This window comes from Anaerostipes sp. 494a, from assembly GCF_001940315.1.
Classification (GTDB): Bacteria; Bacillota; Clostridia; order Lachnospirales; family Lachnospiraceae; genus Anaerostipes; species Anaerostipes faecalis.
This window is the reverse complement of sequence record NZ_MJIF01000001.1, coordinates 444461-467398: the sequence shown is the minus strand read 5'-3', so window position 1 is coordinate 467398 and position 22938 is coordinate 444461. Positions and strand designations below refer to the sequence as shown.

Below are 22938 nucleotides of genomic sequence, written 5' to 3'. Positions count from 1 at the left end.
GGAAATAAATGAAGTATGATGTAATAATTACAGGTGGAGGTGCATCTGGAATGATGGCTGCGATTTCAGCAGCGTCCAATGGAAACAGAGTGCTTCTTTTAGAACGAATGGATAAGCTGGGAAAAAAAATCCTTGCTACAGGTAATGGAAGATGTAATCTTTCCAATGATCATATGGATCAGATGTCATATCGAGGAAATCTTCCGCATTTTCCATACGGAATGCTAGAGATGTTTGGTCTGCCGGAACTAATCCGTTTTTTTGAATCACTGGGAATGCTGATGACTCAACAGAACGGATATTATTACCCGGCATCTTTTCAGGCTTCCACTGTTGTAGATGTTCTGACTGCCAAAATAAACAGTTTAGCAATTGATGTTATAACAGGGTTTGAGGTCCAAAAAGCAGAGAAAATTAAAGATACATTTTATGTCTATGGCAACGAAAAAACTTTTCAGGGGAAAAATCTGATTCTTGCCACGGGAGGATGTGCCCAGGAGAAGCTTGGAAGCAACGGAAGTGGTTATAAGCTTGCAAAAGGATTTCATCACAGAATCACAGACACCTTTCCTGCACTGGTTGCATTAGAAGGAAAGGGAAATTATTTTTCGTTGATTTCCGGGGTAAGGAATGTGTGCAGACTCAAAGTTTTTGCCAATAACGAATTGATTGCAGAGGAATATGGAGAAGTTCAGTTTACTAAATATGGAATATCAGGGATACCTGTTTTTCAGATCAGTCGGTTTGCCATCGATGCACTGAGGAGGAGAAAAAAGGTTAAAATTTTTCTAGATCTCATGCCGGATCAAATGACCCTGCAGGAAACGGCAAGGCTGTTTTTAAAGAACTGTCAGTATAAGACAGTAGAAGAGTTTTTTCAGGGATTTTTAAATAAGAAGCTGGTTTTTGGGATTTTGAAACGTTTAAATGTCTCACCTGATAAATCTGTAAAGAAAATGACGGAAGATGAGTTTCATCGTATTATAGGAATGATACAGTCGTTTGAAATTGAAATCATCGGTTATAAAGGCTTTGATATGGCTCAGGTTACCGCTGGAGGTGTATCAACAAAGGAAATTATCCAGGGAACTCTGGAATCAAAAATATTGAAAGGACTATATGTAACTGGTGAACTGCTGGATGTAGATGGCACGTGCGGGGGATATAATCTGCAATGGGCATTTACATCCGGATTTATTGCAGGAAGCCAGATAGGAAAAATATGATCAGAATCAATCAGATAAAGCTGCCGGTAAATCATAGTAAGGGGCAGCTGGAACAAAAAATTAAAAAGGTATTACATAATATTCAGATTAAGAGCTGGACTATTCAAAAGAAATCCATTGATGCCAGAAAAAAGGATGCTATTTTATATGTTTATGCTGTTGATGTGGAGATGGGGCATGAACAGGAAACATTATTTTTAAAGAAAAATAAAAATCGAAATATTATCAAGGTTCAGCAAAAAAAATATTGTTTTCCGGTAAATAAAAGAAAAACAAAAAATCCACCTGTAGTGATCGGTATGGGACCTGCAGGTCTTTTTGCAGCTCTTATGCTTGCGCGATCAGGAATGAATCCTGTTGTACTGGAACGAGGACAGTCTGTGGAGCAAAGAACAGCTGATGTGGAACATTTTTGGAAAACAGGAAAGTTAAATACTGAATCAAATGTTCAGTTTGGAGAAGGAGGAGCCGGTACTTTTTCTGATGGAAAACTGAACACACTGGTCAAGGATAAATTTGGAAGAAATCATTTTGTTCTGGAAACATTTGTTGAGTTTGGTGCTCCTGAGGAAATATTATATGAAAACAAACCACATATTGGAACAGATTTATTATGTCATGTTGTTGCCAATATGAGACATGAAATAGAGAGACTGGGAGGACGGGTGCGTTTTGGGGCTAAAGTTTCCGATTTTATAATAGATAAGGATGTTATTAAAGGGGTTATTATAAATGGTCGCGAAAAAGTACCTGCAGATGCTGTCATACTTGCACCAGGACATAGTGCCAGAGATACTTTCTATACTCTTCTGGAAAAGGGAATGAATATGACTGCCAAGGCATTTGCCATGGGTGTCAGAGTAGAGCATCCGAGAGAGATGATCAATCAGTCGCAGTATGGTGATGATTATGAAAGGCATGATCTTCCTACCGCATCTTATAAGCTTACATACCATGCACAAAATGGAAGAAGTGTTTATTCATTTTGTATGTGTCCAGGAGGCTTTGTTGTAAATGCGTCTTCTGAGGAAGGGCATTTAACTGTAAACGGGATGAGTAATCATGATCGTATGGGATCCAATTCCAACAGTGCCATTATTGTGAGTGTTACTCCAGATGATTTTGGTAATAACAGTCCCCTTGCAGGCGTGGAATTTCAGAGAAAATGGGAAGAAAAAGCTTTTCAGGCAGGAAACGGGAAAATACCGGTACAGCTTTTAGAAGATTTTAGAAAAAACAGGATTTCTCAAGAATATGGGGAGATTCTTCCAAATTCCAAAGGAGAAACCATTTTTGCGAATATAAGAGAATGTCTTCCAGAAGAAGTGTCAGAGGCTATCTGTGAGGGTATGGAATATTTTCAGAGGAAGATTCAGGGATTTAACAGAAATGATACTGTTTTATCGGGAATTGAAGCCAGAACTTCTTCACCGGTACGTATGGAAAGATCCAAAGACTATCAAAGTAATATCAGAGGATTATATCCCTGTGGTGAAGGAGCAGGATATGCAGGAGGAATTACTTCTGCAGCAATGGATGGAATAAAGGTTGCAGAAGCATTGGTAAACAGTGTAAAATACCTTTAAATGCAGGTTACAAGGAGAGAAAGATGAACTATCGTGAAAAACTCAGAGATAAAAAACGAATTGTAGTAAAAGTGGGAACTTCTTCTTTAATTCACAAAAGCACTGGAAATATTAATCTGTTTCGTCTGGAAAAACTGGTCAGAGTGCTGACAGATTTACATAATAGTGGGAAAGACGTTATACTTGTTTCTTCCGGGGCAATTGGTGTAGGATTTAAAGCATTGGGATTATCAGGACGACCAGAGTCATTGCCGATGAAACAGGCATGTTCTGCAGTTGGACAGGGGCAGCTGATGATGATTTATCAGAAACTTTTTGCAGAATATAATCAGGGATCTGCACAGATTCTTATTACAAAAGAAACAATGCTTAATGATGAAAGAAGACGCAATGCAAAAAATACATTTGAGCAGCTGCTTAAACTGGGTGTGATTCCAATCGTAAATGAAAATGATACGGTTTCAACTGAAGAAATTGAATTTGGAGATAATGATACATTATCTGCAGTGGTAACAGCTGTGGTACAGGGTGATCTTTTAATTCTTCTAACAGATATAGATGGATTATATACTGACGATCCCCATAAAAATCCGGAGGCAGAATTGATTTCTGAGGTTCCGGTAATCAATGATACAATTGAAAACATGGCAAAAGGAGCAGTGACAAAGGTTGGAACCGGCGGAATGGCTACGAAGATTGCCGCGGCTAATATTGTAACAGATGCCGGAGCAGATATGATCATTTTAAATAGTGACAATTTGAATAATGTAAATAAAGTGATGGCTGGAAATAATCTTGGGACTTTATTCCTGGCTCATAAAAGAGAAGATTTTAATTTTAAGACATATCTGACAGAAAGACCATATTTTAAGAAAGGCTGAGAAATGGACGAGAAGAAAATTCAAAGAATCAATGAATTATATCATTTGGAAAAATCTGTAGGATTAACTGCAGAGCAAAAAAAAGAACAGAAGAAACTGCGGGCAGAATATATTCAGTCTGTTCGTGCTAATTTAAGAGGGCAGTTAAATAATATCAGTATCCAAAATGAAGATGGCACTATTACGCCACTTCGCCCTAAAGGAAAACATTAAGAGGAGGAAAATTATGTTAGAGCAGTTAGGTAAACAGGCAAAAGAAGCAGCAGCGATTCTTGCAATAGCCGGGACACAGGAAAAAAACAGCGTTTTAAAAGAAGCAGCGAAAAGTCTTGTGGAAAATCATGATTATATTCTTTTGGAAAATGCAAAAGATGTAAAAGCTGCAAGAGAAAATGGAATGACAGAAGCGTTAGTTGACCGTCTGACTCTGACGGCAGAACGTATTGCAGGAATGGCAGAAGGACTTCGCCAGGTATCTGATCTGGGAGATCCTATTGGAGCGGTAGAACATATGCAGCGAACTCCAAATGGTCTTCTAATAGGAAAAAAGGTAGTCCCATTGGGGGTTGTAGGTATTATTTATGAATCCAGACCAAACGTTACAGCTGATGCATTTGCCCTTTGCTTTAAAACAGGAAATGCATGTCTGCTTCGCGGAGGCAGTGATGCATTGAATTCTAATCTTGCCATTACAAATGTGATTCAGAAGACACTGGAAATATGTGGAATGCCAAAGTACAGTATTCAGCTTCTTACGGATACCAGCAGGGAAACTGCCACAAAAATGATGCAGTTAAATGAATATCTTGATGTTCTGATTCCAAGAGGTGGAGCCGGGCTTATACAGGCGGTGGTAAAAAACAGCACAGTTCCGGTTATTGAGACTGGAACAGGAAACTGTCATGTTTATGTAGATGAATTTGCACAAAAAGATATGGCGGTAAAAATAATCGTGAATGCTAAAACCCAGAGATTAGGAACATGTAATACATGCGAGTCACTGGTTTTACATAAAAATATTGTTAAGAGTCATGGACCGGCTATTATCGAGGCGTTGCTGGAAAAAGGAGTTCAGATTCGAGGCGACAAAGAGATTTGTGCATTAAATTCATCTGTGATTTCCGCTGTGGAAGAAGACTGGGGAACAGAATATCTGGATGCAATCATTTCAGTTAAGACAGTGAATGATTTTGATGAGGCAATTGCTCATATCAATCATTATAATACTGGACATTCAGAAGCAATCGTGACAGATTCCTACCAGAATGCGCAGGCATTTCTTGAAAAAATTGATGCAGCAGCGGTATATGTCAATGCTTCAACACGTTTTACTGATGGTTTTGAATTTGGTTTTGGTGCTGAAATCGGAATCAGTACCCAGAAAATACATGCACGCGGACCAATGGGATTAAATGCTTTAACTACAACAAAATTTATTATTTATGGTAATGGACAGATTAGAAAATAAAACTATTGAAAAATTTTTTAAATTGTGTTATATTTCCATATGTGCAAAGGAGTTTTCATGTTTCTAGGTGGAAACTCTTTTTGTTTTGGGAAATAATTCCAAAAAATATGGGATTAAAACCACAATCAGATATCATAAGAAGTTTATCGAAAAGAAAAGAAAATTGTTTGAAATCCAGTACATTTGTTGATTTTCCTTAAGAAAAAACTTATGATATAGTTTAATGGAAAAATAATGAATAAGAAAGGAAGGCTTAAAATGGCATTGTTTACATTTAGCGGTGGAGTTCATCCGGATGATGGAAAAGAATATGCAAAAGATTCACCTATCACCGAATATCTGCCAAAAGGAGATGTTGTTTTACCTGTAGGCCAGCACATTGGCGCCCCTGCGAAACCAATCGTAAACAAGGGTGACAAAGTACTTGTAGGTCAGAAGGTTGCAGAAGCTGGTGGATTTGTATCTGCAAATATTTTCAGCTCTGTTTCAGGAACAGTAAAAGCAATTGAACCGAGAATTACTCCAGCAGGAGCGAAAGTAAACTCAATTGTAATCGAAAATGACGGAGAATTTAAAGAGGTTGCGTTCGAGACAAAACCTTATGAATCCATGTCAAAAGAAGAAGTACTTGGAGCAATCAAAGAAGCAGGAATTGTTGGACTTGGGGGTGCTGGATTCCCTACACATGTAAAACTTGCTCCAAAAGATCCAGAGGCAATTGAATATATTATCGTAAATGGTGCAGAGTGTGAACCTTATATTACCGGAGATTACCGTATTATGATGGAAACACCTGAATTATTGATCGAAGGATTGAATATTGTCCTGGATATGTTCCCTAAAGCAAAGGGAATTATCGGAATCGAAGATAATAAAAAAGATGCAATTGCAAAAGTAGAAGCACTTGTAAAAGGAGATTCACGTATCAGTGTTGCCTCATTAAAGACAAAATATCCTCAGGGAGCAGAACGTTCTCTGATTTATGCAACAACAGGAAGAAGTATTAATTCAAGTATGCTTCCAGCTGATGCAGGATGTATCGTTGATAACGTTGCAACAATCGTAGCAATTAAAGAAGCAGTTAAAGATGGTAAACCATTATACCAGCGTTTAGTAACTGTAACAGGAGATGCAATTGCAAATCCAAGCAACTTTATGGTTCGTACAGGTACAAATGTCAATGAACTGATTGAAGCTGCCGGTGGATTTAAAGTTCAGCCGGAAAAGATTATCTCCGGAGGACCTATGATGGGTATGGCAATGTTTACTACAGATGTTCCTGCAGTCAAGACATTTTCATCATTCCTTGCACTTTCAAAGGATGAGGTTGCTGCCAATGAGCCAAGTAACTGTATCAGATGTGGCCGCTGTGTCAGAGTCTGTCCACAGAAACTGATGCCAGCAAAATTATCTGTTCTTGCAGACAACAACCAGTTTGATGAATTTGAAAAGCTCTATGGAGCAGAATGTGTAGAATGTGGATGCTGTTCCTACATTTGTCCTGCAAAACGTAATCTTGCACAGTCAATGAAAACAGGACGTAAACAGGTATTAGCAAACCGTAGAAAGAAATAAAGGAGAGATACATATGAGCGAATCATTATATCATGTGTCTGCCAACCCTCATGTAAGAGATAATGGCTCAACACAGAAGATTATGCTGGATGTAATAATTGCATTATTACCCGCTACTATTTTTGGTATCTATATCTTTGGTGTTCCTGCGGCAATTACAATTGCAATTACGGTTGTTACTTGTGTTGTAGCAGAATATGCATACCAGAAACTTATGAAACAGCCGGTGACTATCAGTGATCTTAGTGCTGTTCTTACCGGATTATTACTTGCGTTAAACCTGCCTGCAGAAGTTCCTTTCTGGCTTCCAATCTTAGGTGGTATTTTTGCAATCATTGTCGTAAAACAGCTTTTCGGTGGCTTAGGACAGAATTTCATGAACCCTGCACTTGGTGCAAGATGTTTCCTGATGATTTCCTTTGCTGCAAGAATGACAACATTTACATATGACGGTGTGACAACAGCAACACCTATGGCAGCATTAAAAGCAGGAAAAACTGTAGACGTATTAAAATTATTTGAAGGGTTCATTCCAGGTACTATTGGAGAGACTTCTGCAATACTGCTGATTATTGGAGGAATTTATCTTGTTATCCGTAAAGTTATTTCTCCAATCATTCCATGTGTCTATATCGCAACAGTAGCAGTGTTTGTGGCGCTGTTTGGAGGACATGGACTGGATATTAACTTTATTGCTTCTCACTTATTTGGTGGAGGACTTATGTTAGGTGCTATCTTTATGGCAACAGACTACGTAACATCCCCGATTACAGATAAGGGAAAAGTAATCTATGCATTACTTCTCGGTATTCTTACCGGAACATTCCGTCTGTTTGGACCAATGTCTGAAGGAGTATCATATTCCATCATTATTGCGAACTTACTTGTTCCGTTGATTGAGAAAGTAACCGTTCCTACTCCATTTGGAATCGTTAAAGCAAAAGGAGGTAAGAGCAATGAATAAGAATCTGATTACAGATTGTATCAAATTATGTGTTATCACTCTGATTGCCGGTCTCCTTCTTGGATTTGTATATAACATTACAAAAGCTCCGATTGCAGCCCAGGAAGAAAAGACAAAACAGGAAGCTTATAAAGCAGTATTTGCTGATGCAGCAAAATTTGAAAATGTGAAGTTAGATCAGAAAGAAGTTGCGAAAGTATTAAAAGCAAATGATCTTGGTCAGAACACAATCAGTGAAGCAGCAAAAGCAGTAGACAGCAATGGAAAAGAACTTGGTTATGTATTTTCTGTCACAAATCCGGAAGGATATGGCGGAAATGTATCATTATCTGTTGGTGTTCGTAATGATGGAACAGTAAATGGATATGAAACATTATCTATTAGTGAAACAGCCGGACTTGGTATGAAAGCTACAGAAGATGAGTTCAAAAGTAATTTCAAAAATAAAAAAGCAGATAAATTTGAAGTTGTAAAAGATGGTTCTGGAAAAAATGATGATGCAAAAGTTGATGCTATCAGTGGTGCAACAATTACAAGCCGTGCTGTAACAAGCGGTGTCAACAGCTGTGTTGCATATGCAAAGAGCCTGAAGGGAGGTAAGTAAGATGAAACCAAATCCAATAGAACGTTTGATTAATGGTATCGTAAAAGAAAACCCAACCTTCGTATTAATGTTAGGTATGTGTCCGACACTTGCTGTAACAACATCAGCAATCAATGGTGCAGGAATGGGCTTATCAACAACAGCTGTATTAATGTTTTCCAATCTGATTATTTCAGCATTAAGAAATATAATTCCAGACAGAGTCAGAATTCCAGGATATATTGTTGTTATCGCTTCCCTGGTAACAATTGTTCAGTTTTTACTTCAGGGTTATGTGCCATCTGTAAATGCAGCATTGGGACTTTACATTCCTCTGATCGTAGTTAACTGTATCATCCTTGGACGTGCTGAATCATTTGCAGCAAAAAATGGTCCTATTGTATCATTTTTTGATGGACTTGGAATGGGACTTGGTTTTACTATTGCATTGACATTAATCGGTGCTTTCCGTGAATTACTGGGAGCAGGACAGATTTTTGGAATGCAGGTTATGCCAGCATCCTATGAACCAATTACAATCTTTATTCTTGCTCCAGGAGCATTCTTTGTATTAGCTTGTCTGGTTGCAGCTCAGAATAAGATCAGAAGTAAAAAACCTGGAAAGAAAGCACCTGCATCTACAGGATGTGGAGATTGTGCCAACTGTGGAAATAGTGCATGTGGCTCCAGAAGCTTTTTTGATACAACAGTCGATGATAAATAAGGAGGATTATTATGAAGGATTTATTGTTAATTGCCATTGGGTCCGCCCTGGTAAATAACGTCGTATTAAGCCAGTTCCTTGGTTTGTGTCCTTTCCTTGGAGTTTCTAAAAAAGTTGAAACTGCTGGCGGAATGGGTGCAGCGGTCATCTTCGTTATTACCATCGCATCAGCCGTAACTAATTTAATTTATTCGTTTATTTTAGTTCCAACAGGACTGGAATATCTGCAGACTATCGTATTTATTCTGGTAATTGCAGCATTAGTACAGTTCGTAGAATTAGTATTGAAAAAATCCATGCCGGCATTGTATGAAGCATTGGGAGTATATCTTCCTCTGATTACAACAAACTGTGCTGTACTTGGTGTGGCTTTAACTAATGTGCAGAACAGCTATAGTTTTGTTACCAGTGTTGTAAATGGTATTGGTACTTCCATTGGATTTACCGTTGCTATCGTAATCCTGGCTGGTATTCGTGAAAGAATGGAACATAATAATATACCGGAATCTTTTAAAGGAATGCCAATTACTCTTGTAACTGCAGGGTTGATGGCAATTGCTTTCTTTGGATTCTCAGGAATCATATAGGAGGTAGTAGGAATGGACGTTACAGCAATTATTCTTGCGGCCGTCGTTGTAGGAGGAACTGGACTGGTAATTGCCATCTTACTTGGAATTGCCTCTGAGAAATTTAAAGTTCCTGTTGACGAAAAAGAAGTCGCAATCAGAGCAGAACTTCCTGGAAACAACTGTGGTGGATGTGGCTATGCAGGTTGTGATGGCCTTGCAAAAGCAATCGCAAATGGTGAAGCACCGGTTAACGGATGTCCTGTTGGTGGACCAGCAGCTGCAGAAAAAATCAGTGCAATCATGGGAGTTGAAGCAGGAGAATTTGTAAAGAAAGTGGCATTTGTAAAATGTGCCGGAACTTGTGAAAAAGCAGCTGATAAATATAAGTATAGTGGAACACAGAGCTGTATTGAAGCTATGACAGTGCCAGGTGCGGGACCAAAAGCCTGCGAATATGGATGTCTTGGTTTTGGAAGCTGTGCAAATGTTTGCCCGGAAGATGCAATTTCTATTGTAAACGGAATTGCTTATATTGACAAAGAAGCATGTGTTGCATGTGGTAAATGTACAGAAATCTGTCCGAAAGGATTGATTGAGCTTGTACCATATGATAAAAAATGTAAAGTACAATGTAGTTCTAAAGACTTTGGAAAAGCCGTTATGTCTGTATGTAAGGCCGGATGTATCGGTTGTAAAGCCTGTGAAAAGGCTTGTAAACTGGGAGCTATTACCGTTGAAAATAATATTGCCAAGATCGATTATGACAAATGTGTTGGATGCGGATTATGTGCAAATAAATGTCCAAAGGGCATTATTACAGGAAAAAAAGAAGTTAAGAAAGAAGCCTAGACTTTTGAGATGTCTGGGTGCACAAGACAGGGAGAATTTTCTTCCTGTCTTTTTGTATAAGATGCTTTGGTTTTGAATATAAATGAAAAAAAGGTGTTTTTATGAATTTTCTTGAGCTGCGGCAAAAGGATGTAATCAATTGTAAGACTGGAGAAAGACTTGGTTTTGTGATTGATCTGGAATTTGAGCTTGAAAACGGATGTATATGCTTTTTAATTGTTCCAAAAGCGGAAAAACTAATCCGTTGCTTTGGAAAAAATCAGATATATAGAATACCATATAAAAAAATTGTCAAAATTGGGCATGATACAATTCTTGTAGATATAAATGAAAAAGAATGTTTGAAGTAGAATATAAAAAATGTTATACTGCAAGCAAAAGAAACGGAGGTAGCGAAAGATGAAGTGTCCATATTGTGGAAGTGAAAGTTCCAGAGTTATTGATTCAAGACCAGCGGACGATAATAATGCCATTCGTCGGAGAAGACAATGTGATGACTGCAGTAAACGTTTTACCACATATGAAAAGATTGAAACAGAGCCATTATCAGTAATCAAAAAGGATAAAACAAGGCAGTTATATGATAGAAACAAGATACGTCATGGAATTGTTCAGTCATGTCATAAATTACCTATTTCCATGGCTCAGATTGATCAGGCAGTGGATGAGATTGAGACAAAGATTTTTAACCTGGGATTCAGGGAAGTTGAAACATCTCTTATAGGAGAAATTGTCATGGACAAAATCAAAGATCTGGATGAAGTGGCATATGTGCGTTTTGCTGCAATCTATCGCGAATTTAAAGATGTAAATACTTTTATGAATGAATTAAAGAAGCTCTTGAAATAATTTCCAATTATGGTATGATAATCCTATCATTTTGGAAAACCTTCCTGAGAAGAAGGAGTCAGTTATGATTTATCAGGAAGTGCAAAGTGGCATTGTTTCAGGTGTCACGGGACATTTAATTCATGTAGAAGTTGAAATCAGAAATGGTCTTCCCTATTTTACTATGGTAGGCTATTTATCCAAGGAAGCCGCAGAGGCACGAGAGCGAGTTGCCTCTGCACTTCGATCTATCGGGCATCCATTGCCATCTATGAAAATCACAGTTAATTTATCCCCTGCAAATATCAGAAAAAGCGGCACAGCATTTGATTTTCCCATTGCTGTAGCCTTTTTAGCATGTCTGGGCTTAATACCATCCGATCAATTACATAACTTTTGTGTGCTTGGAGAACTGGGTCTTAATGGGAGAATTCATGGTGTTGGAAATTGTCTTCCCATTATTTTAGAAGCAAGGAAGCAGGGAATAAAGAAATTTTTTGTTGCAGAAGATGATCGAGATTCTCTGGATTCCATTGAAGGAATTGAAATATTTTATATGAAAACTTTGGAAAATGTCATAGACTTTTTTCATGGAAAACTTAAAAAGAATCATTTCAAAAGAAAGATAGAATGGGAGAACAGAGAGTATCCTGAAGACTATATTGATATAAAAGGTCAGGAACATTTAAAACGTGCCATTGAGATCGCAGTGACCGGAAAACATCATATGTTAATTGCAGGGTCACCAGGTTCAGGCAAGACAATGGCAGTAAAAAGAATTCCTTCTATATTATATCCATTAACAGATGATGAGAGATTGGAAGTACAAAGTATATATGATGCAACAGGTGTTCCAAGGAATATCATGGATACAGACAGGCCTTTTCGAATTCCACATTCATCTATTTCTAAGGCTGCTTTTACAGGAGGAGGGAAAAATCCAAAGGCAGGAGAAATTACACTTGCGCATCTGGGAATTTTATTTTTAGATGAAATGATGGATTTTCGGACTGAATGTCTGGAAGCTTTAAAGCAGCCATTGGAAGATAATGAGATTATTATGAATCGTCTTGGGAAAAACTACATATTTCCAGCGGATTTTCAATTAATTGGTATCATGAATCCGTGTCCTTGCGGATATGGACTGGAAGAAGGAAAATGCAGGTGTTCTTACTACGAAAAACGGAGATATCTGAAGAAATTATCAGGGCCTCTTCTGGATAGGTTTGATATGATATTATCTGCAGTGGAAGAAAAGACAGCTATAGAAATTAATCAAAGTGAATCATCGAAAACCATAAAGAACAGAATTGTTGAAAATGTAAATAAAGAGAAACAGCTGCTAAGAAAAACAGGATATTCTTTTTTTAGTGAAATAAAAGCTTTTGATATGAAGAAACTATGTAATATATCAAAAGATGGAGAAGCTCTGATTTGTAATATTTACAAAGATGGAAAGATTTCTAAGAGGGGTGTTGACAAAATAAAAAAGTTATCAATGACCATTGCACTTATGGATGACCAGGAACAAATTCAGCCATATCATATCATAGAGGCTTTATCTTATCGAAATGATAGCTTTTTAAAAGAGGTGCTTGGCGATGACAGATAAATTATATTGGTATTGGTTTTCAGCTTTGTCTGGTATCAGTTCCGTAAAACAGCATCAGCTCATGGAGATTTTCTGTCATCCCAGAGAATTATTTTTGGTAAAACCTAATATAATAGAAGAAAAGTTTTCAAAAAGCCAACTGGAGACATTTATAAAAACAAGAAATATATCTTTTATTCAAGAACAATATGAGCAATTAGAAAAACAGGAAATTATATGTACTATGTTTCAGGAAGCGACATACCCGTCGCGTCTAAAAAAAATCTACGATTTTCCTTATGTATTTTTTCAAAAAGGACAACCTTATAAAGAAAAGTCTCTTAATATAGCAATCGTTGGTACAAGGTTTCCTACATCTTATGGAATAGAAATTGCCAGGAGATTTGCTAAGGAGCTGGCATCTTATAACGTTGGGGTCATAAGTGGACTTGCAAAGGGAATCGATGGAGCAGCTCATAGAGGAGCAATGTCTCAAACCGGAATGACAACAGGTATTCTTGGGTGTGGAATTGATAAAATTTATCCAAAAGATAATTATCAGTTATTTCATGAAATGTATTTAACCCAAACAGTCCTATCAGAATATCCACCTGGAGTACCTCCATATTCATGGAATTTTCCAAAAAGGAACAGACTGATCAGTGGATTAAGTGACGGAGTTGTTGTTGTAGAAGCTGAGAAAAAAAGCGGTTCATTGATTACAGCAGACTGTGGACTGGAACAAAATAAAGAGATATTTGCAGTGCCGGGACCGGTTACACAAAAAAAGCATGAGGGTTGTCATAGATTGATAAAAGAAGGTGCAAAGCTAACAGAATCTGTTGAAGATATTCTGACAGAATTCCCGGATTTCACAAAATATTCAGGAAATTTCAGTCAATTTATGGGAAAATGTCTTGCGGTTACAGAAAAAAAGGTGTATGATGTGTTAGATTTGTATCCGAAACATTTAAATGAAATCGTATATTTATCAGGGCTATCATTTGAAAAAACCCTGGAAGTATTGTTTCATTTGGAATCGGATGGCTATGTGAAACAGGTACACCATAATATATATATAAGATGTGAGATGCCAACTGTTTAGAAGGAGGCATTCTTGAATAAAAATCTTAGCAAGGGGTAAGTATAATATGCCAAAATATCTAGTAATCGTTGAATCACCAGCGAAAGCAAAAACAATTAAAAAATTTCTTGGTAAGAATTACGAGGTAATTGCATCAAACGGACATGTCAGGGATCTTCCGAAAAGTACCTTGGGAATTGATCTGGAAAATGATTTTGAACCAAAGTATATTACCATCAGAGGAAAGGGAGAGGTACTGGCAACTCTTCGTAAAGCGGTGAAAAAAGCTGATAAAGTTTATCTTGCAACTGACCCGGACCGTGAGGGAGAGGCTATTTCCTGGCATTTATATCATGCATTAAAGCTTGAGAATAAAAACTGCAGTAGAATTACCTTTAATGAAATAACAAAAAATGCAGTAAAAGATTCTATCAAACATGCCCGAGAGATTGATATGAATCTTGTAGATGCCCAGCAGGCGAGAAGAGTATTGGACCGTATTGTTGGATATCAAATCAGTCCTATTTTATGGGCTAAGATCAAAAGGGGGCTCAGTGCAGGAAGAGTGCAGTCTGTAGCACTTCGTTTGATTTGTGACCGGGAAGAAGAAATCAGTCTTTTTATTCCTCAGGAATACTGGTCATTGGATGCTTTACTGGATATGAAAGGCAGTAAAAAACCTTTAGTTGCAAAATTTACAGGAACAAAGGATAAGAAGCTTGAGATACACAGTAAAGAAGAACTTGATAGAATTCTGAATGACCTGAACGGAAAAGATTTCAAGGTGGATTCGGTCAAAGTCACTGAACGTTTAAAGAAAAATCCTCTTCCTTTCACTACAAGTACTTTACAGCAGGATGCTTCCAGCAAGTTGAATTTTCCAACTCAGAAGACCATGAGGATTGCTCAGCAGCTGTATGAAGGTATAGACATTAAAGGAAAAGGAACCGTTGGTCTTATAACTTATCTTCGTACAGATTCCACACGTATTTCTGAAGAAGCAGATACCAATGCAAAAGAGTATATAGCAAAAACATATGGTGAAGCATATGTTGGTAATGGAAATATATCTAAGAAAAACGATAAAAAGGTTCAGGATGCCCATGAAGCTATCCGTCCAACCTATATGGAGAATTCTCCTGCAAGTATAAAAGATCAGCTGTCCAGAGATCAGTTTCGTCTGTATCAGCTGATTTGGAACCGATTTATTGCAAGCCGTATGGCACCTGCAAAGTATGAAAATACTTCAGTAAAAATCAGTGCAGGTGAATATCGTTTTTCAGCATCAGCTTCAAAAATTGTTTTTGATGGATATTTATCTGTTTATAATATAAATAATGAGAAATCTGAAGGAAATGTTATGTTAAAATCCATTGATGAAGATACACAGCTGTCATTAAATGATTTTGAAAGCAAGCAGCATTTTACTCAGCCGCCAGCACATTATACAGAAGCTTCCCTGGTTAAAACTTTAGAAGAACTGGGAATCGGTCGTCCAAGTACCTATGCACCAACTATTTCAACCATTGTTGCAAGACGTTATGTTGTAAAAGAAAAGAAAAATCTTTATGTAACAGAACTTGGAGAAGCCGTAAACTCAATGATGAAAAAAGCATTTTCTTCGATTGTAGATGTGAATTTTACGGCAATGATGGAAGGCCTTCTTGACATGGTAGAAGAAGGAAAAGTTCATTGGAAATCTATTATTGAGAACTTCTACCCTGATTTTAACATTGCTGTAAAAAATGCAGAGAAAGAACTGGAAAAAGTTGATATTGCAGATGAAGTTACAGATGTTATCTGTGATCAGTGCGGAAGAAACATGGTAGTAAAATATGGTCCATATGGTAAATTTCTTGCCTGCCCGGGATTTCCTGAATGCAGAAATACAAAACCGCATTTTGAAAAAGTAGGAGTACCATGCCCGATCTGTGGCGGTGAAGTTGTTCTAAAGAAAACGAAAAAAGGCCGCAAATATTATGGATGCGAAAATAATCCGGAATGTGATTTTATCTCATGGCAGAAGCCATCTACTGTAAAATGTGAGCGTTGTGGAAGTTATATGATTGAAAAAGGCAAGAAGCTTGTTTGTTCAAACAAAGAATGTGGTTATGTATGTAACCGTCCAGATGAAGAAGAGGTTTCTAAAGAAGTTTCCGCCAAATAAGGAGAGTATATAAAATGAGTAGTATACAGTTATTAGATAAAACAAGAAAAATCAATAAACTGTTGCATAACAATAATTCCCAAAAAGTGGTTTTTAACGACATTTGTAAAGTGCTGACAGAAGTTATGGATTCCAATGTTCTTGTAATCAGTAAAAAAGGGAAAATTCTTGGAAAAAACGAGGAACCTCATATTGAGGTGCTTCATCAGCTGATTTCAGGAAATGTAAAGGATTATGTGGATCATTATCTGAATGAGAGACTGCTGACAATTCTATCAACAAATGAAAATGTCAGCTTGTCAACTCTGGGCTTTGAATCAGATATTGATGATTATTTTGCAATCATTGCTCCAATTGATATTGCAGGAGAAAGATTTGGTACATTGTTTATGTATCGCCAGAATAAACAGTATTCTATTGATGATATTATTCTTGCAGAATATGGAACAACCGTGGTTGGACTTGAGATGCTTCGTTCCGTCAGTGAGGAGATGGAAATGGAGCGCAGAAAGAAACATATTGTTGATTCAGCAATCAGTACTTTATCTTTTACAGAACATAAAGCAGTCATACATATTTTAGAAGAGCTGGATGGAAATGAAGGTATTCTGGTGGCAAGTAAGATTGCGGACCGGTTTGGAATTACAAGATCTGTTGTAGTTAATGCACTGCGTAAACTTGAAAGTGCCGGTGTTATTGAGACAAGATCTTCTGGAATGAAAGGAACATACATAAAGGTAACCAATGATTTCGTATTTGATGAAATCACAAAACAAAGATAATGATGTTATCAGACAGGAAAATACTTGCAATTAAGCAGAAGGTCTGATATACTGTCATAGGTAAAAATAAACACGCTGTTGGAATTTCGGTAAGTGCCGACAGGTTTGCCGAAACGATGAAAGCAGCGGAAGCACAAACTAAAGGAGATTTTATAATGAGCGTAATTTCAATGAAACAGTTACTTGAAGCAGGTGTTCATTTCGGACATCAGACAAGAAGATGGAACCCTAAAATGGCACCATACATCTACACAGAACGTAACGGAATCCATATTATCGATTTACAGAAATCTGTTGGAATGGTTGACGATGCATACAATGCAGTAAAAGACTGTGTAGCTCAGGGTGGAAAAATTCTGTTTGTAGGTACAAAAAAACAGGCACAGGATTCTATCCAGGCAGAAGCTGAACGTTGTGGAATGTTCTACGTTAACAACAGATGGTTAGGTGGAATGATGACCAACTTCAAGACAATTGAATCAAGAATTGCAAGACTTAAGAAAATCAAAGAAATGGAAGAAGACGGAACATTTGATGTACTTCCAAAGAAAGAAGTTTTAGAACTTAACAAAGAAAAAGACAAATTACAGAAGAACTTAGGCGGAATCGAAGAAATGGGTGGACTTCCAGACATGATCTTTGTTGTAGACCCTAAGAAAGAAAGTATCTGTGTTCAGGAAGCACATACTTTAGGAATTCCTCTTGTTGGAATCGCAGATACAAACAGCGATCCTGAAGAATTAGATTATATCATCCCAGGAAATGATGATGCTATTCGTGCAGTAAAACTGATTACATCTGCAATGGCTGATGCTGTTATTGAAGCTAACCAGGGAATTGATGCTGAAGCTGAAGAAGCTGCAGAAGAAGAATAATTTTAATTTGTTTAGGAGGAAGAAATCATGGCTATTACAGCAGCAATGGTAAAAGAATTAAGAGAAATGACCGGTGCAGGTATGATGGATTGTAAGAAAGCTCTTACAAAAACAGAAGGAGATATGGATGCAGCGGTAGAATTTTTAAGAGAAAACGGTCTTGCTAAAGCAGCTAAAAAAGCTGGACGTATTGCAGCAGAAGGATTAGTTGCAGTTGCAATGTCTGATGATGCAAAAGAAGCAGCAATTGTTGAAGTTAACTCTGAAACAGACTTTGTTGCTAAGAACGAAACATTCCAGGCATATGTTGCAGAAGTTGCAGATCAGGCTCTTACAACTGGTGCAGCAGATCTTGAAGGATTCATGGCAGAAGAATCTAAAGCAGAAGCTGGAAAAACTGTAAAAGAAGCATTAGACGGAAAAATCGCTGTAATTGGTGAAAACTTAAATATCCGCAGATTCAGCAAAGTTGCAGCTGAAGATGGATTTGTTGCTTCTTATATTCACGCTGGTGGAAAAATTGGTGTATTAGTTGAAGTTGCTACAGATGTAGTAAATGACGAAATCAAAGAAATGGGTAAAAACGTTGCAATGCAGGTTGCAGCTATTGCTCCTAAATACACAAGCAGAGATGAAGTTTCTAAAGACTATATCGATCATGAAACAGAAATCTTAAAAGTTCAGGCTATGAATGAAAACCCAGACAAACCAGAAAACATCATCGAAAAGATGATCATTGGTCGTCTGAACAAAGAATTAAAAGAAGTATGTCTTTTAGATCAGGTTTACGTTAAAGCAGAAGATGGAAAACAGGCTGTTGGAAAATATGTACAGCAGGTTGCTAAAGCTAACAATGCTAACGTAACAATCAAAGGATTCGTTCGTTTCGAAACAGGTGAAGGAATCGAAAAGAAAGAAGAAAACTTCGCTGAAGAAGTTGCAAAACAGATGCAGTAACTCATAAATATATATAATTTTATGTATATATCGTAGAAACCACGTATTTAAGCCATTTTTAAAGCTTTTTAATCAATATATGGCATATACGATGCTATCATAAACTATCATATATTATCATAAGTTATTGATCACTTTTTGGTCAAATTTTGGTCAGTGTTTTTGGTCAAATCTAAAAATGGTACCCTTCTGCAAAGTTGACCAAAAATGTAACTTTCAAATATAATTATAATAAACTTATGTATTTCATTAACTAAATATTATATTTAACTATTAAGGTAGATACTGATTGTGTCTGCCTTAATTTTTTTTGCCCATTGTTAATCTAAAACATACAAATATCAACTAAAAATAAAATCGTAAAAAATGGGATAAGAGATAAAAGGGGTTTGCGTGATACTATGTTGATTTAAGACGGCACGAAGGGCAGATGCATTTTCCTGACGCTCTTCGTTTGCGTGATACTATGTTGATTTAAGACCAAACAGAGGAAGATAATAGGGTTTAAATTTTGTATAGATTTTACAATAATAGACATTAGATTATACAGTACAGTGGTAATATATAAAAGAATTTTTATATCATGGTCAGTCTATACGCTGGAAAAATTAAAGTGGAGGCAAAATAGGTGGGAAAAAATCAAAACAAGAAAGATAAACTTACAAAGCTTGAAATATCCTGGATATTATATGATGTTGGAAATTCGGCATTTACAATGCTGGCTTGCGCACTGATACCGATTTGGTTTAAGAAATTAGCAATGGGTAATGGGAATGGTCAGATAACATCGGATCAGGCAACAGCATATTGGGCACTTATTGCATCGGCAGTGACGATTATTACGGCAATACTTGGACCGATACTTGGAGCTTTTATGGATTTTAAGGGTAAGAAAAAGAAATTCTTTGTAGCTTCAGTTGCTATCGGTGCGGTGACATGTTTGTTAACAGGGTTTGTCACATCATGGATTATGTTTGCTGCTGTCTATGTGATAAGTAGAATTGCTTATTCTATATCACTGTTGGTATATGATGCAATGCTTGGAGATGTTACTACGGAGGATCGTCTGGATGTTGTCTCAACCTACGGATTTGGATGGGGATATCTTGGATCGTGTATCCCGTTTTTGATTGCTTTGGCAGCTTATATTATGGGACCTGATATACTTGATATTATTTCAAACGGTCTGTCTATGTTAATAGGCTTTGGAATTACAGCAATATGGCGGTTTGTTGTAACCATCCATTGATAAAAAATTATCGTCAGATTCATTATACGGAAAGGGAAAAAGGCGTTGTAAAAAATGCTCTTTCAAGAGTTGGAAACACCATTCAAAACATATGTTTTGAAGATAAAAAGGTTCTATTTTTTCTTATTGCATTTTTCTTATATATTGACGGTGTTGAAACAATTATAGATAATTGCGTAAATATTGGAACAGATCTGGGATTGGACACAGTGGGTCAAGTAGTAACGCTTGTTGGAACACAGATAGTTGCATTTTCTTTTTCCATGTTATTTGTAAGACTGACTCAAAAATACAAAACAGTAACACTTATTAAGATTTGCATTCTTGGATATTTATGCATATGTTTATATGCACTTATTTTACACAGTTTAATCGGATTTGCGATACTTGCTTTGGCAGTAGGTATGTTTCAAGGATCAATACAGGCCTTATCAAGAAGCTATTATACAAAAATAATACCTGCAGATAAATCAGGGGAATATTTTGGTATTTATGATATTTTTTCCAAAGGGGCTTCGTTCCTTGGTTCGGCCGTTTTGGGTTTTGTAAAGTTAGTAGGAGGCACTATAAATATTGCTGTTGCTTCGCTGGCAGTATTTTTTATTTTAGGATATGTATTTATGCAGATTACAGAGAAAACTCCAGGAAAGAAAACTAGTATATAAGGAGATGATGGTTTTATGAAAATCTGGGCACATAGAGGTTGTAGTTTACGTTATCCGGAGAATACATTACTTGCTTTTGAAAAAGCGGCTAATCTGGATGGACTTGAAGGAATAGAACTTGATGTACAGATGTCCAAAGACGGAGGGTTAGTCATTATACATGATGAACAACTGGATAGAACAACGGATGGAACTGGGTTTGTAAAAGACTATACGCTGTCGGAATTAAAGAAATTTCATATTAAAACGATAAATAATGAATTATCTGAAACAATTCCAACATTAAATGAGGTTATGGAGCTGTTACAGAAAAAAAGAGTAAAACTTAATATAGAGCTAAAAAACAGTAAAGTCATGTATCACGGAATGGAAGAGAAGGTCATTAATGTTATTAATAAATATGGATTTGAAGATCGAGTCGTATACTCTAGTTTTTATGCAAAGTCCCTTGAACAGATTAGAAAACTGCTTCCTAAAGCAGAGATTGGAATCTTGGATACAAAAGCATCAGATTGTATCTATAAAATGAACGGTAAATGCGGGGCCAATGCAATTCATCCATATGCCGGTGCCATAGATTTAGATAGAAAAGATCTTGAGGATATCAATGTAAGAGCATGGCTGACGGAAGATTTGTATCCGGAAAAACAGACAGGGAAAGTAATAGAGATAAGAAAACTAGAGGAGGCTGGTATTACAGATGTTTTTCTGAATGAGCCAGAGATGTATTTGTAATGAGTGATTTTGAAAAGAAAATGGAAAAAGTGGTGTATCCATACATTACAAAGCGGTGTGAGGAGCAATATTTTTATAATGCTGATAGATCACATCTCAGATATAAGCATTATAAAGTCGAGTTTTCGCATAGGAGCATACTTGTGATTCATGGATTTAGTGAATTTCTTGAAAAATACGATGAGATCAGTTATTCCTTTATGAAAGCAAGATGACAGAAAGACAGAGATATTATTATGAGAAGAGATTGGATGATACATTGTTTCAGACATGGGGTGCATCCTATGGATGGATAAAAGCTGCCGGAGAAAATACAAGAGATATTACATTCATATCTAGATTAAGAGTAAAAATGTTAATACTTATTGCTGAGTGTGATGATATGGTTGTACCAAAAGAAACAATGAAATATGCAATACGACAGGATAACACAAAATATGTATTGTTTCATGAGGGAAAGCATGAATTGTTTAATGATACGGAAGAAACTATTGAAAAATTTTGGAATGAAATATTTGGGTTTCTAGAACAAGAATAAAAAAGGAGAGGTATAGCATATTGATTTTATAGTTGTGAGATGAATTGTACAATATACAAGAGAATACTTAATCTTATACAAGGGCTGTGATATACTACATATAGAAAAAGGATGAGGGATGTTATTGTGGAATTAAGTATGCGGAAGAGGCAAAATTAAAATATGAGGAATACATGGAGGCAGGACTGAAAATGTTTCCACCTTTTAAAGGGTATGGAATAAAGACTATACAGTTTGCTATTGATGAGCCGGAGCTTTACCGGATTCATTTCATGTGCCAATGTGATATGTTTACTTCGGATTTTTTTAATGAAAGGGTGGAGATAGAAAAAATTTTGCCTTATGTCAGAGATAGCTTGGAGTTAAATAATCAGGATGCCAGGTGGCTTATTACCAACATGGTAATCTATACACTTGGAATCGGCTCTCTTTTGGTAAATAGCACCTGTATTATGTCTGTTGAAGAAATAAGCAGGAGTCTGGGCAGTGTGTGCAGAGGGCTGATGATGCAGCTAGAGGCTCCAGAGGATGAACGTGTGGAAACCATACCGGATCAAAACATAAAGGAATTAGGAAGGATTGAAGAATATGTTAAAGGAAAGAAAAACATGATCATTGGTTATAATGCTGACAGGGAAATGTTTCAAATACGTCTCGATGCTGTATTGTACTTTGAAGCAGTGGGAGAAAAAGTTTTTGCTTATACGAAGCAGCATGTGTATGAGATCAGGCAGCGACTTTACCAGGTAGAGGAACAAGTAAAACCGTTTGCATTTATCAGGGCATCAAAATCATTGCTGGTAAGTATAAAAAAGATTTCATCTGTGATACCGGAATCGGGTGGAAGAGGCAGATTAAGAATGATGAATGGAGAGACTATTATAGCCAGTCGAGCATATTACAAAGAAATAATAGATACATTAAAGGATCCTGTGTTGTAATGCAGGATCTTTTTTTGCATGTTATCGTACGTATCATGCATCTCATCGTCACTTTATAGAAACAGGATAGGAATCGTGTTATTGTTACCATAATGATAAAT

Annotated in this window: 24 protein-coding genes; all 24 read left to right on the top strand. The window is 36.8% G+C overall.

Annotated features, from left to right (window positions below; all coding sequences use genetic code 11):
• Positions 1 to 8: 8 nt before the first annotated feature.
• Entirely contained in the window at positions 9 to 1226 is a 1218-nt protein-coding gene (locus BHF70_RS02455; protein ID WP_075758750.1) for an NAD(P)/FAD-dependent oxidoreductase, read from the top strand.
• Positions 1223 to 2812 (top strand): NAD(P)/FAD-dependent oxidoreductase, encoded by a 1590-nt coding sequence (locus BHF70_RS02450; RefSeq protein WP_075758749.1) that lies wholly within the window; start codon positions 1223 to 1225, stop codon positions 2810 to 2812. Before BHF70_RS02455 ends, BHF70_RS02450 begins: the two co-directional genes overlap by 4 nt.
• Before the next feature lie 23 nt (positions 2813 to 2835).
• The gene (proB, locus tag BHF70_RS02445; RefSeq protein WP_075758748.1) at positions 2836 to 3693 is read left to right on the top strand and encodes a glutamate 5-kinase; all 858 of its coding nucleotides are present in this window, start codon (positions 2836 to 2838) and stop codon (positions 3691 to 3693) included.
• A gap of 3 nt (positions 3694 to 3696) precedes the next feature.
• The gene (locus BHF70_RS02440) at positions 3697 to 3906 is read left to right on the top strand and encodes a DUF896 domain-containing protein (protein ID WP_075758747.1); all 210 of its coding nucleotides are present in this window, start codon (positions 3697 to 3699) and stop codon (positions 3904 to 3906) included.
• A 13-nt stretch (positions 3907 to 3919) separates the two neighbouring features.
• Positions 3920 to 5161: a glutamate-5-semialdehyde dehydrogenase gene (locus BHF70_RS02435; protein WP_075758746.1), complete on the top strand. Its 1242-nt coding sequence runs from the start codon at positions 3920 to 3922 to the stop codon at positions 5159 to 5161.
• A gap of 258 nt (positions 5162 to 5419) precedes the next feature.
• The gene (rsxC, locus tag BHF70_RS02430) at positions 5420 to 6736 is read left to right on the top strand and encodes an electron transport complex subunit RsxC (protein ID WP_075758745.1); all 1317 of its coding nucleotides are present in this window, start codon (positions 5420 to 5422) and stop codon (positions 6734 to 6736) included.
• A 13-nt stretch (positions 6737 to 6749) separates the two neighbouring features.
• Entirely contained in the window at positions 6750 to 7700 is a 951-nt protein-coding gene (locus BHF70_RS02425) for an RnfABCDGE type electron transport complex subunit D (RefSeq protein ID WP_075758744.1), read from the top strand.
• Positions 7693 to 8304, top strand: coding sequence for an RnfABCDGE type electron transport complex subunit G (locus BHF70_RS02420; protein WP_075758743.1), 612 nt, complete (start codon positions 7693 to 7695; stop codon positions 8302 to 8304). The genes BHF70_RS02425 and BHF70_RS02420 overlap by 8 nt, the downstream gene beginning before the upstream one ends.
• Position 8305: 1 nt before the next feature.
• Positions 8306 to 9007, top strand: a complete 702-nt coding sequence (gene rsxE / locus BHF70_RS02415; protein ID WP_075758742.1) for an electron transport complex subunit RsxE — start codon at positions 8306 to 8308, stop codon at positions 9005 to 9007.
• A gap of 11 nt (positions 9008 to 9018) precedes the next feature.
• Positions 9019 to 9594 carry an electron transport complex subunit RsxA gene (gene rsxA / locus BHF70_RS02410; RefSeq protein ID WP_075758741.1) on the top strand — a complete coding sequence of 192 codons (576 nt, stop codon included), beginning with the start codon at positions 9019 to 9021 and terminating at the stop codon, positions 9592 to 9594.
• A 12-nt stretch (positions 9595 to 9606) separates the two neighbouring features.
• On the top strand, positions 9607 to 10425 hold the full coding sequence (locus BHF70_RS02405; RefSeq protein WP_075758740.1) for an RnfABCDGE type electron transport complex subunit B: 819 nt from the start codon (positions 9607 to 9609) through the stop codon (positions 10423 to 10425).
• 101 nt (positions 10426 to 10526) lie between these two features.
• Entirely contained in the window at positions 10527 to 10775 is a 249-nt protein-coding gene (locus BHF70_RS02400) for a YlmC/YmxH family sporulation protein (RefSeq protein ID WP_075758739.1), read from the top strand.
• A gap of 49 nt (positions 10776 to 10824) precedes the next feature.
• The gene (nrdR, locus tag BHF70_RS02395; RefSeq protein ID WP_075758738.1) at positions 10825 to 11274 is read left to right on the top strand and encodes a transcriptional regulator NrdR; all 450 of its coding nucleotides are present in this window, start codon (positions 10825 to 10827) and stop codon (positions 11272 to 11274) included.
• Positions 11275 to 11338: 64 nt separating this feature from the next.
• Positions 11339 to 12865 carry a YifB family Mg chelatase-like AAA ATPase gene (locus BHF70_RS02390; protein WP_075758737.1) on the top strand — a complete coding sequence of 509 codons (1527 nt, stop codon included), beginning with the start codon at positions 11339 to 11341 and terminating at the stop codon, positions 12863 to 12865.
• Positions 12855 to 13949 carry a DNA-processing protein DprA gene (gene dprA, locus BHF70_RS02385; protein WP_075758736.1) on the top strand — a complete coding sequence of 365 codons (1095 nt, stop codon included), beginning with the start codon at positions 12855 to 12857 and terminating at the stop codon, positions 13947 to 13949. The genes BHF70_RS02390 and dprA overlap by 11 nt, the downstream gene beginning before the upstream one ends.
• Before the next feature lie 46 nt (positions 13950 to 13995).
• Complete coding sequence (gene topA, locus BHF70_RS02380) at positions 13996 to 16095, top strand: type I DNA topoisomerase (RefSeq protein WP_075758735.1); 2100 nt, start codon at positions 13996 to 13998, stop codon at positions 16093 to 16095.
• A gap of 14 nt (positions 16096 to 16109) precedes the next feature.
• Positions 16110 to 16877 (top strand): GTP-sensing pleiotropic transcriptional regulator CodY, encoded by a 768-nt coding sequence (gene codY / locus BHF70_RS02375; protein WP_075758734.1) that lies wholly within the window; start codon positions 16110 to 16112, stop codon positions 16875 to 16877.
• A gap of 155 nt (positions 16878 to 17032) precedes the next feature.
• A complete protein-coding gene (gene rpsB / locus BHF70_RS02370) occupies positions 17033 to 17752 on the top strand; it encodes a 30S ribosomal protein S2 (protein ID WP_192846092.1) in 720 nt (239 codons plus the stop codon).
• Positions 17753 to 17779: 27 nt separating this feature from the next.
• Entirely contained in the window at positions 17780 to 18709 is a 930-nt protein-coding gene (tsf, locus tag BHF70_RS02365; protein WP_075758733.1) for a translation elongation factor Ts, read from the top strand.
• Between the two features lie 628 nt (positions 18710 to 19337).
• Positions 19338 to 19958: an MFS transporter gene (locus BHF70_RS12605; RefSeq protein WP_242946295.1), complete on the top strand. Its 621-nt coding sequence runs from the start codon at positions 19338 to 19340 to the stop codon at positions 19956 to 19958.
• Positions 19955 to 20623 (top strand): MFS transporter, encoded by a 669-nt coding sequence (locus BHF70_RS12600; RefSeq protein ID WP_242946293.1) that lies wholly within the window; start codon positions 19955 to 19957, stop codon positions 20621 to 20623. Before BHF70_RS12605 ends, BHF70_RS12600 begins: the two co-directional genes overlap by 4 nt.
• 15 nt (positions 20624 to 20638) lie before the next feature.
• Positions 20639 to 21358, top strand: a complete 720-nt coding sequence (locus BHF70_RS02355) for a glycerophosphodiester phosphodiesterase (protein ID WP_075758732.1) — start codon at positions 20639 to 20641, stop codon at positions 21356 to 21358.
• A 211-nt stretch (positions 21359 to 21569) separates the two neighbouring features.
• Positions 21570 to 21896 carry a hypothetical protein gene (locus BHF70_RS02345; RefSeq protein WP_075758730.1) on the top strand — a complete coding sequence of 109 codons (327 nt, stop codon included), beginning with the start codon at positions 21570 to 21572 and terminating at the stop codon, positions 21894 to 21896.
• 173 nt (positions 21897 to 22069) lie between these two features.
• Entirely contained in the window at positions 22070 to 22837 is a 768-nt protein-coding gene (locus tag BHF70_RS02340) for a LytTR family DNA-binding domain-containing protein (protein WP_075758729.1), read from the top strand.
• The last annotated feature ends 101 nt before the right edge of the window (positions 22838 to 22938 follow it).

What these genes read in the sequence shown, in the direction of transcription:
- rpsB (WP_192846092.1), top strand. Translation starts at nt 17,033, where the DNA reads ATGAGCGTAATTTCAATGAAACAGTTACTTGAAGCAGGTGTTCATTTC.
- BHF70_RS02345 (WP_075758730.1), top strand. Translation starts at nt 21,570, where the DNA reads ATGACAGAAAGACAGAGATATTATTATGAGAAGAGATTGGATGATACA.
- BHF70_RS02435 (WP_075758746.1), top strand. Translation starts at nt 3,920, where the DNA reads ATGTTAGAGCAGTTAGGTAAACAGGCAAAAGAAGCAGCAGCGATTCTT.
- BHF70_RS02405 (WP_075758740.1), top strand. Translation starts at nt 9,607, where the DNA reads ATGGACGTTACAGCAATTATTCTTGCGGCCGTCGTTGTAGGAGGAACT.
- rsxC (WP_075758745.1), top strand. Translation starts at nt 5,420, where the DNA reads ATGGCATTGTTTACATTTAGCGGTGGAGTTCATCCGGATGATGGAAAA.
- dprA (WP_075758736.1), top strand. Translation starts at nt 12,855, where the DNA reads ATGACAGATAAATTATATTGGTATTGGTTTTCAGCTTTGTCTGGTATC.
- BHF70_RS02400 (WP_075758739.1), top strand. Translation starts at nt 10,527, where the DNA reads ATGAATTTTCTTGAGCTGCGGCAAAAGGATGTAATCAATTGTAAGACT.
- BHF70_RS02455 (WP_075758750.1), top strand. Translation starts at nt 9, where the DNA reads ATGAAGTATGATGTAATAATTACAGGTGGAGGTGCATCTGGAATGATG.
- BHF70_RS02420 (WP_075758743.1), top strand. Translation starts at nt 7,693, where the DNA reads ATGAATAAGAATCTGATTACAGATTGTATCAAATTATGTGTTATCACT.
- proB (WP_075758748.1), top strand. Translation starts at nt 2,836, where the DNA reads ATGAACTATCGTGAAAAACTCAGAGATAAAAAACGAATTGTAGTAAAA.
- BHF70_RS02340 (WP_075758729.1), top strand. Translation starts at nt 22,070, where the DNA reads ATGGAGGCAGGACTGAAAATGTTTCCACCTTTTAAAGGGTATGGAATA.
- rsxE (WP_075758742.1), top strand. Translation starts at nt 8,306, where the DNA reads ATGAAACCAAATCCAATAGAACGTTTGATTAATGGTATCGTAAAAGAA.
- rsxA (WP_075758741.1), top strand. Translation starts at nt 9,019, where the DNA reads ATGAAGGATTTATTGTTAATTGCCATTGGGTCCGCCCTGGTAAATAAC.
- BHF70_RS02425 (WP_075758744.1), top strand. Translation starts at nt 6,750, where the DNA reads ATGAGCGAATCATTATATCATGTGTCTGCCAACCCTCATGTAAGAGAT.
- topA (WP_075758735.1), top strand. Translation starts at nt 13,996, where the DNA reads ATGCCAAAATATCTAGTAATCGTTGAATCACCAGCGAAAGCAAAAACA.
- BHF70_RS02390 (WP_075758737.1), top strand. Translation starts at nt 11,339, where the DNA reads ATGATTTATCAGGAAGTGCAAAGTGGCATTGTTTCAGGTGTCACGGGA.
- nrdR (WP_075758738.1), top strand. Translation starts at nt 10,825, where the DNA reads ATGAAGTGTCCATATTGTGGAAGTGAAAGTTCCAGAGTTATTGATTCA.
- codY (WP_075758734.1), top strand. Translation starts at nt 16,110, where the DNA reads ATGAGTAGTATACAGTTATTAGATAAAACAAGAAAAATCAATAAACTG.
- BHF70_RS02440 (WP_075758747.1), top strand. Translation starts at nt 3,697, where the DNA reads ATGGACGAGAAGAAAATTCAAAGAATCAATGAATTATATCATTTGGAA.
- BHF70_RS02355 (WP_075758732.1), top strand. Translation starts at nt 20,639, where the DNA reads ATGAAAATCTGGGCACATAGAGGTTGTAGTTTACGTTATCCGGAGAAT.
- tsf (WP_075758733.1), top strand. Translation starts at nt 17,780, where the DNA reads ATGGCTATTACAGCAGCAATGGTAAAAGAATTAAGAGAAATGACCGGT.
- BHF70_RS02450 (WP_075758749.1), top strand. Translation starts at nt 1,223, where the DNA reads ATGATCAGAATCAATCAGATAAAGCTGCCGGTAAATCATAGTAAGGGG.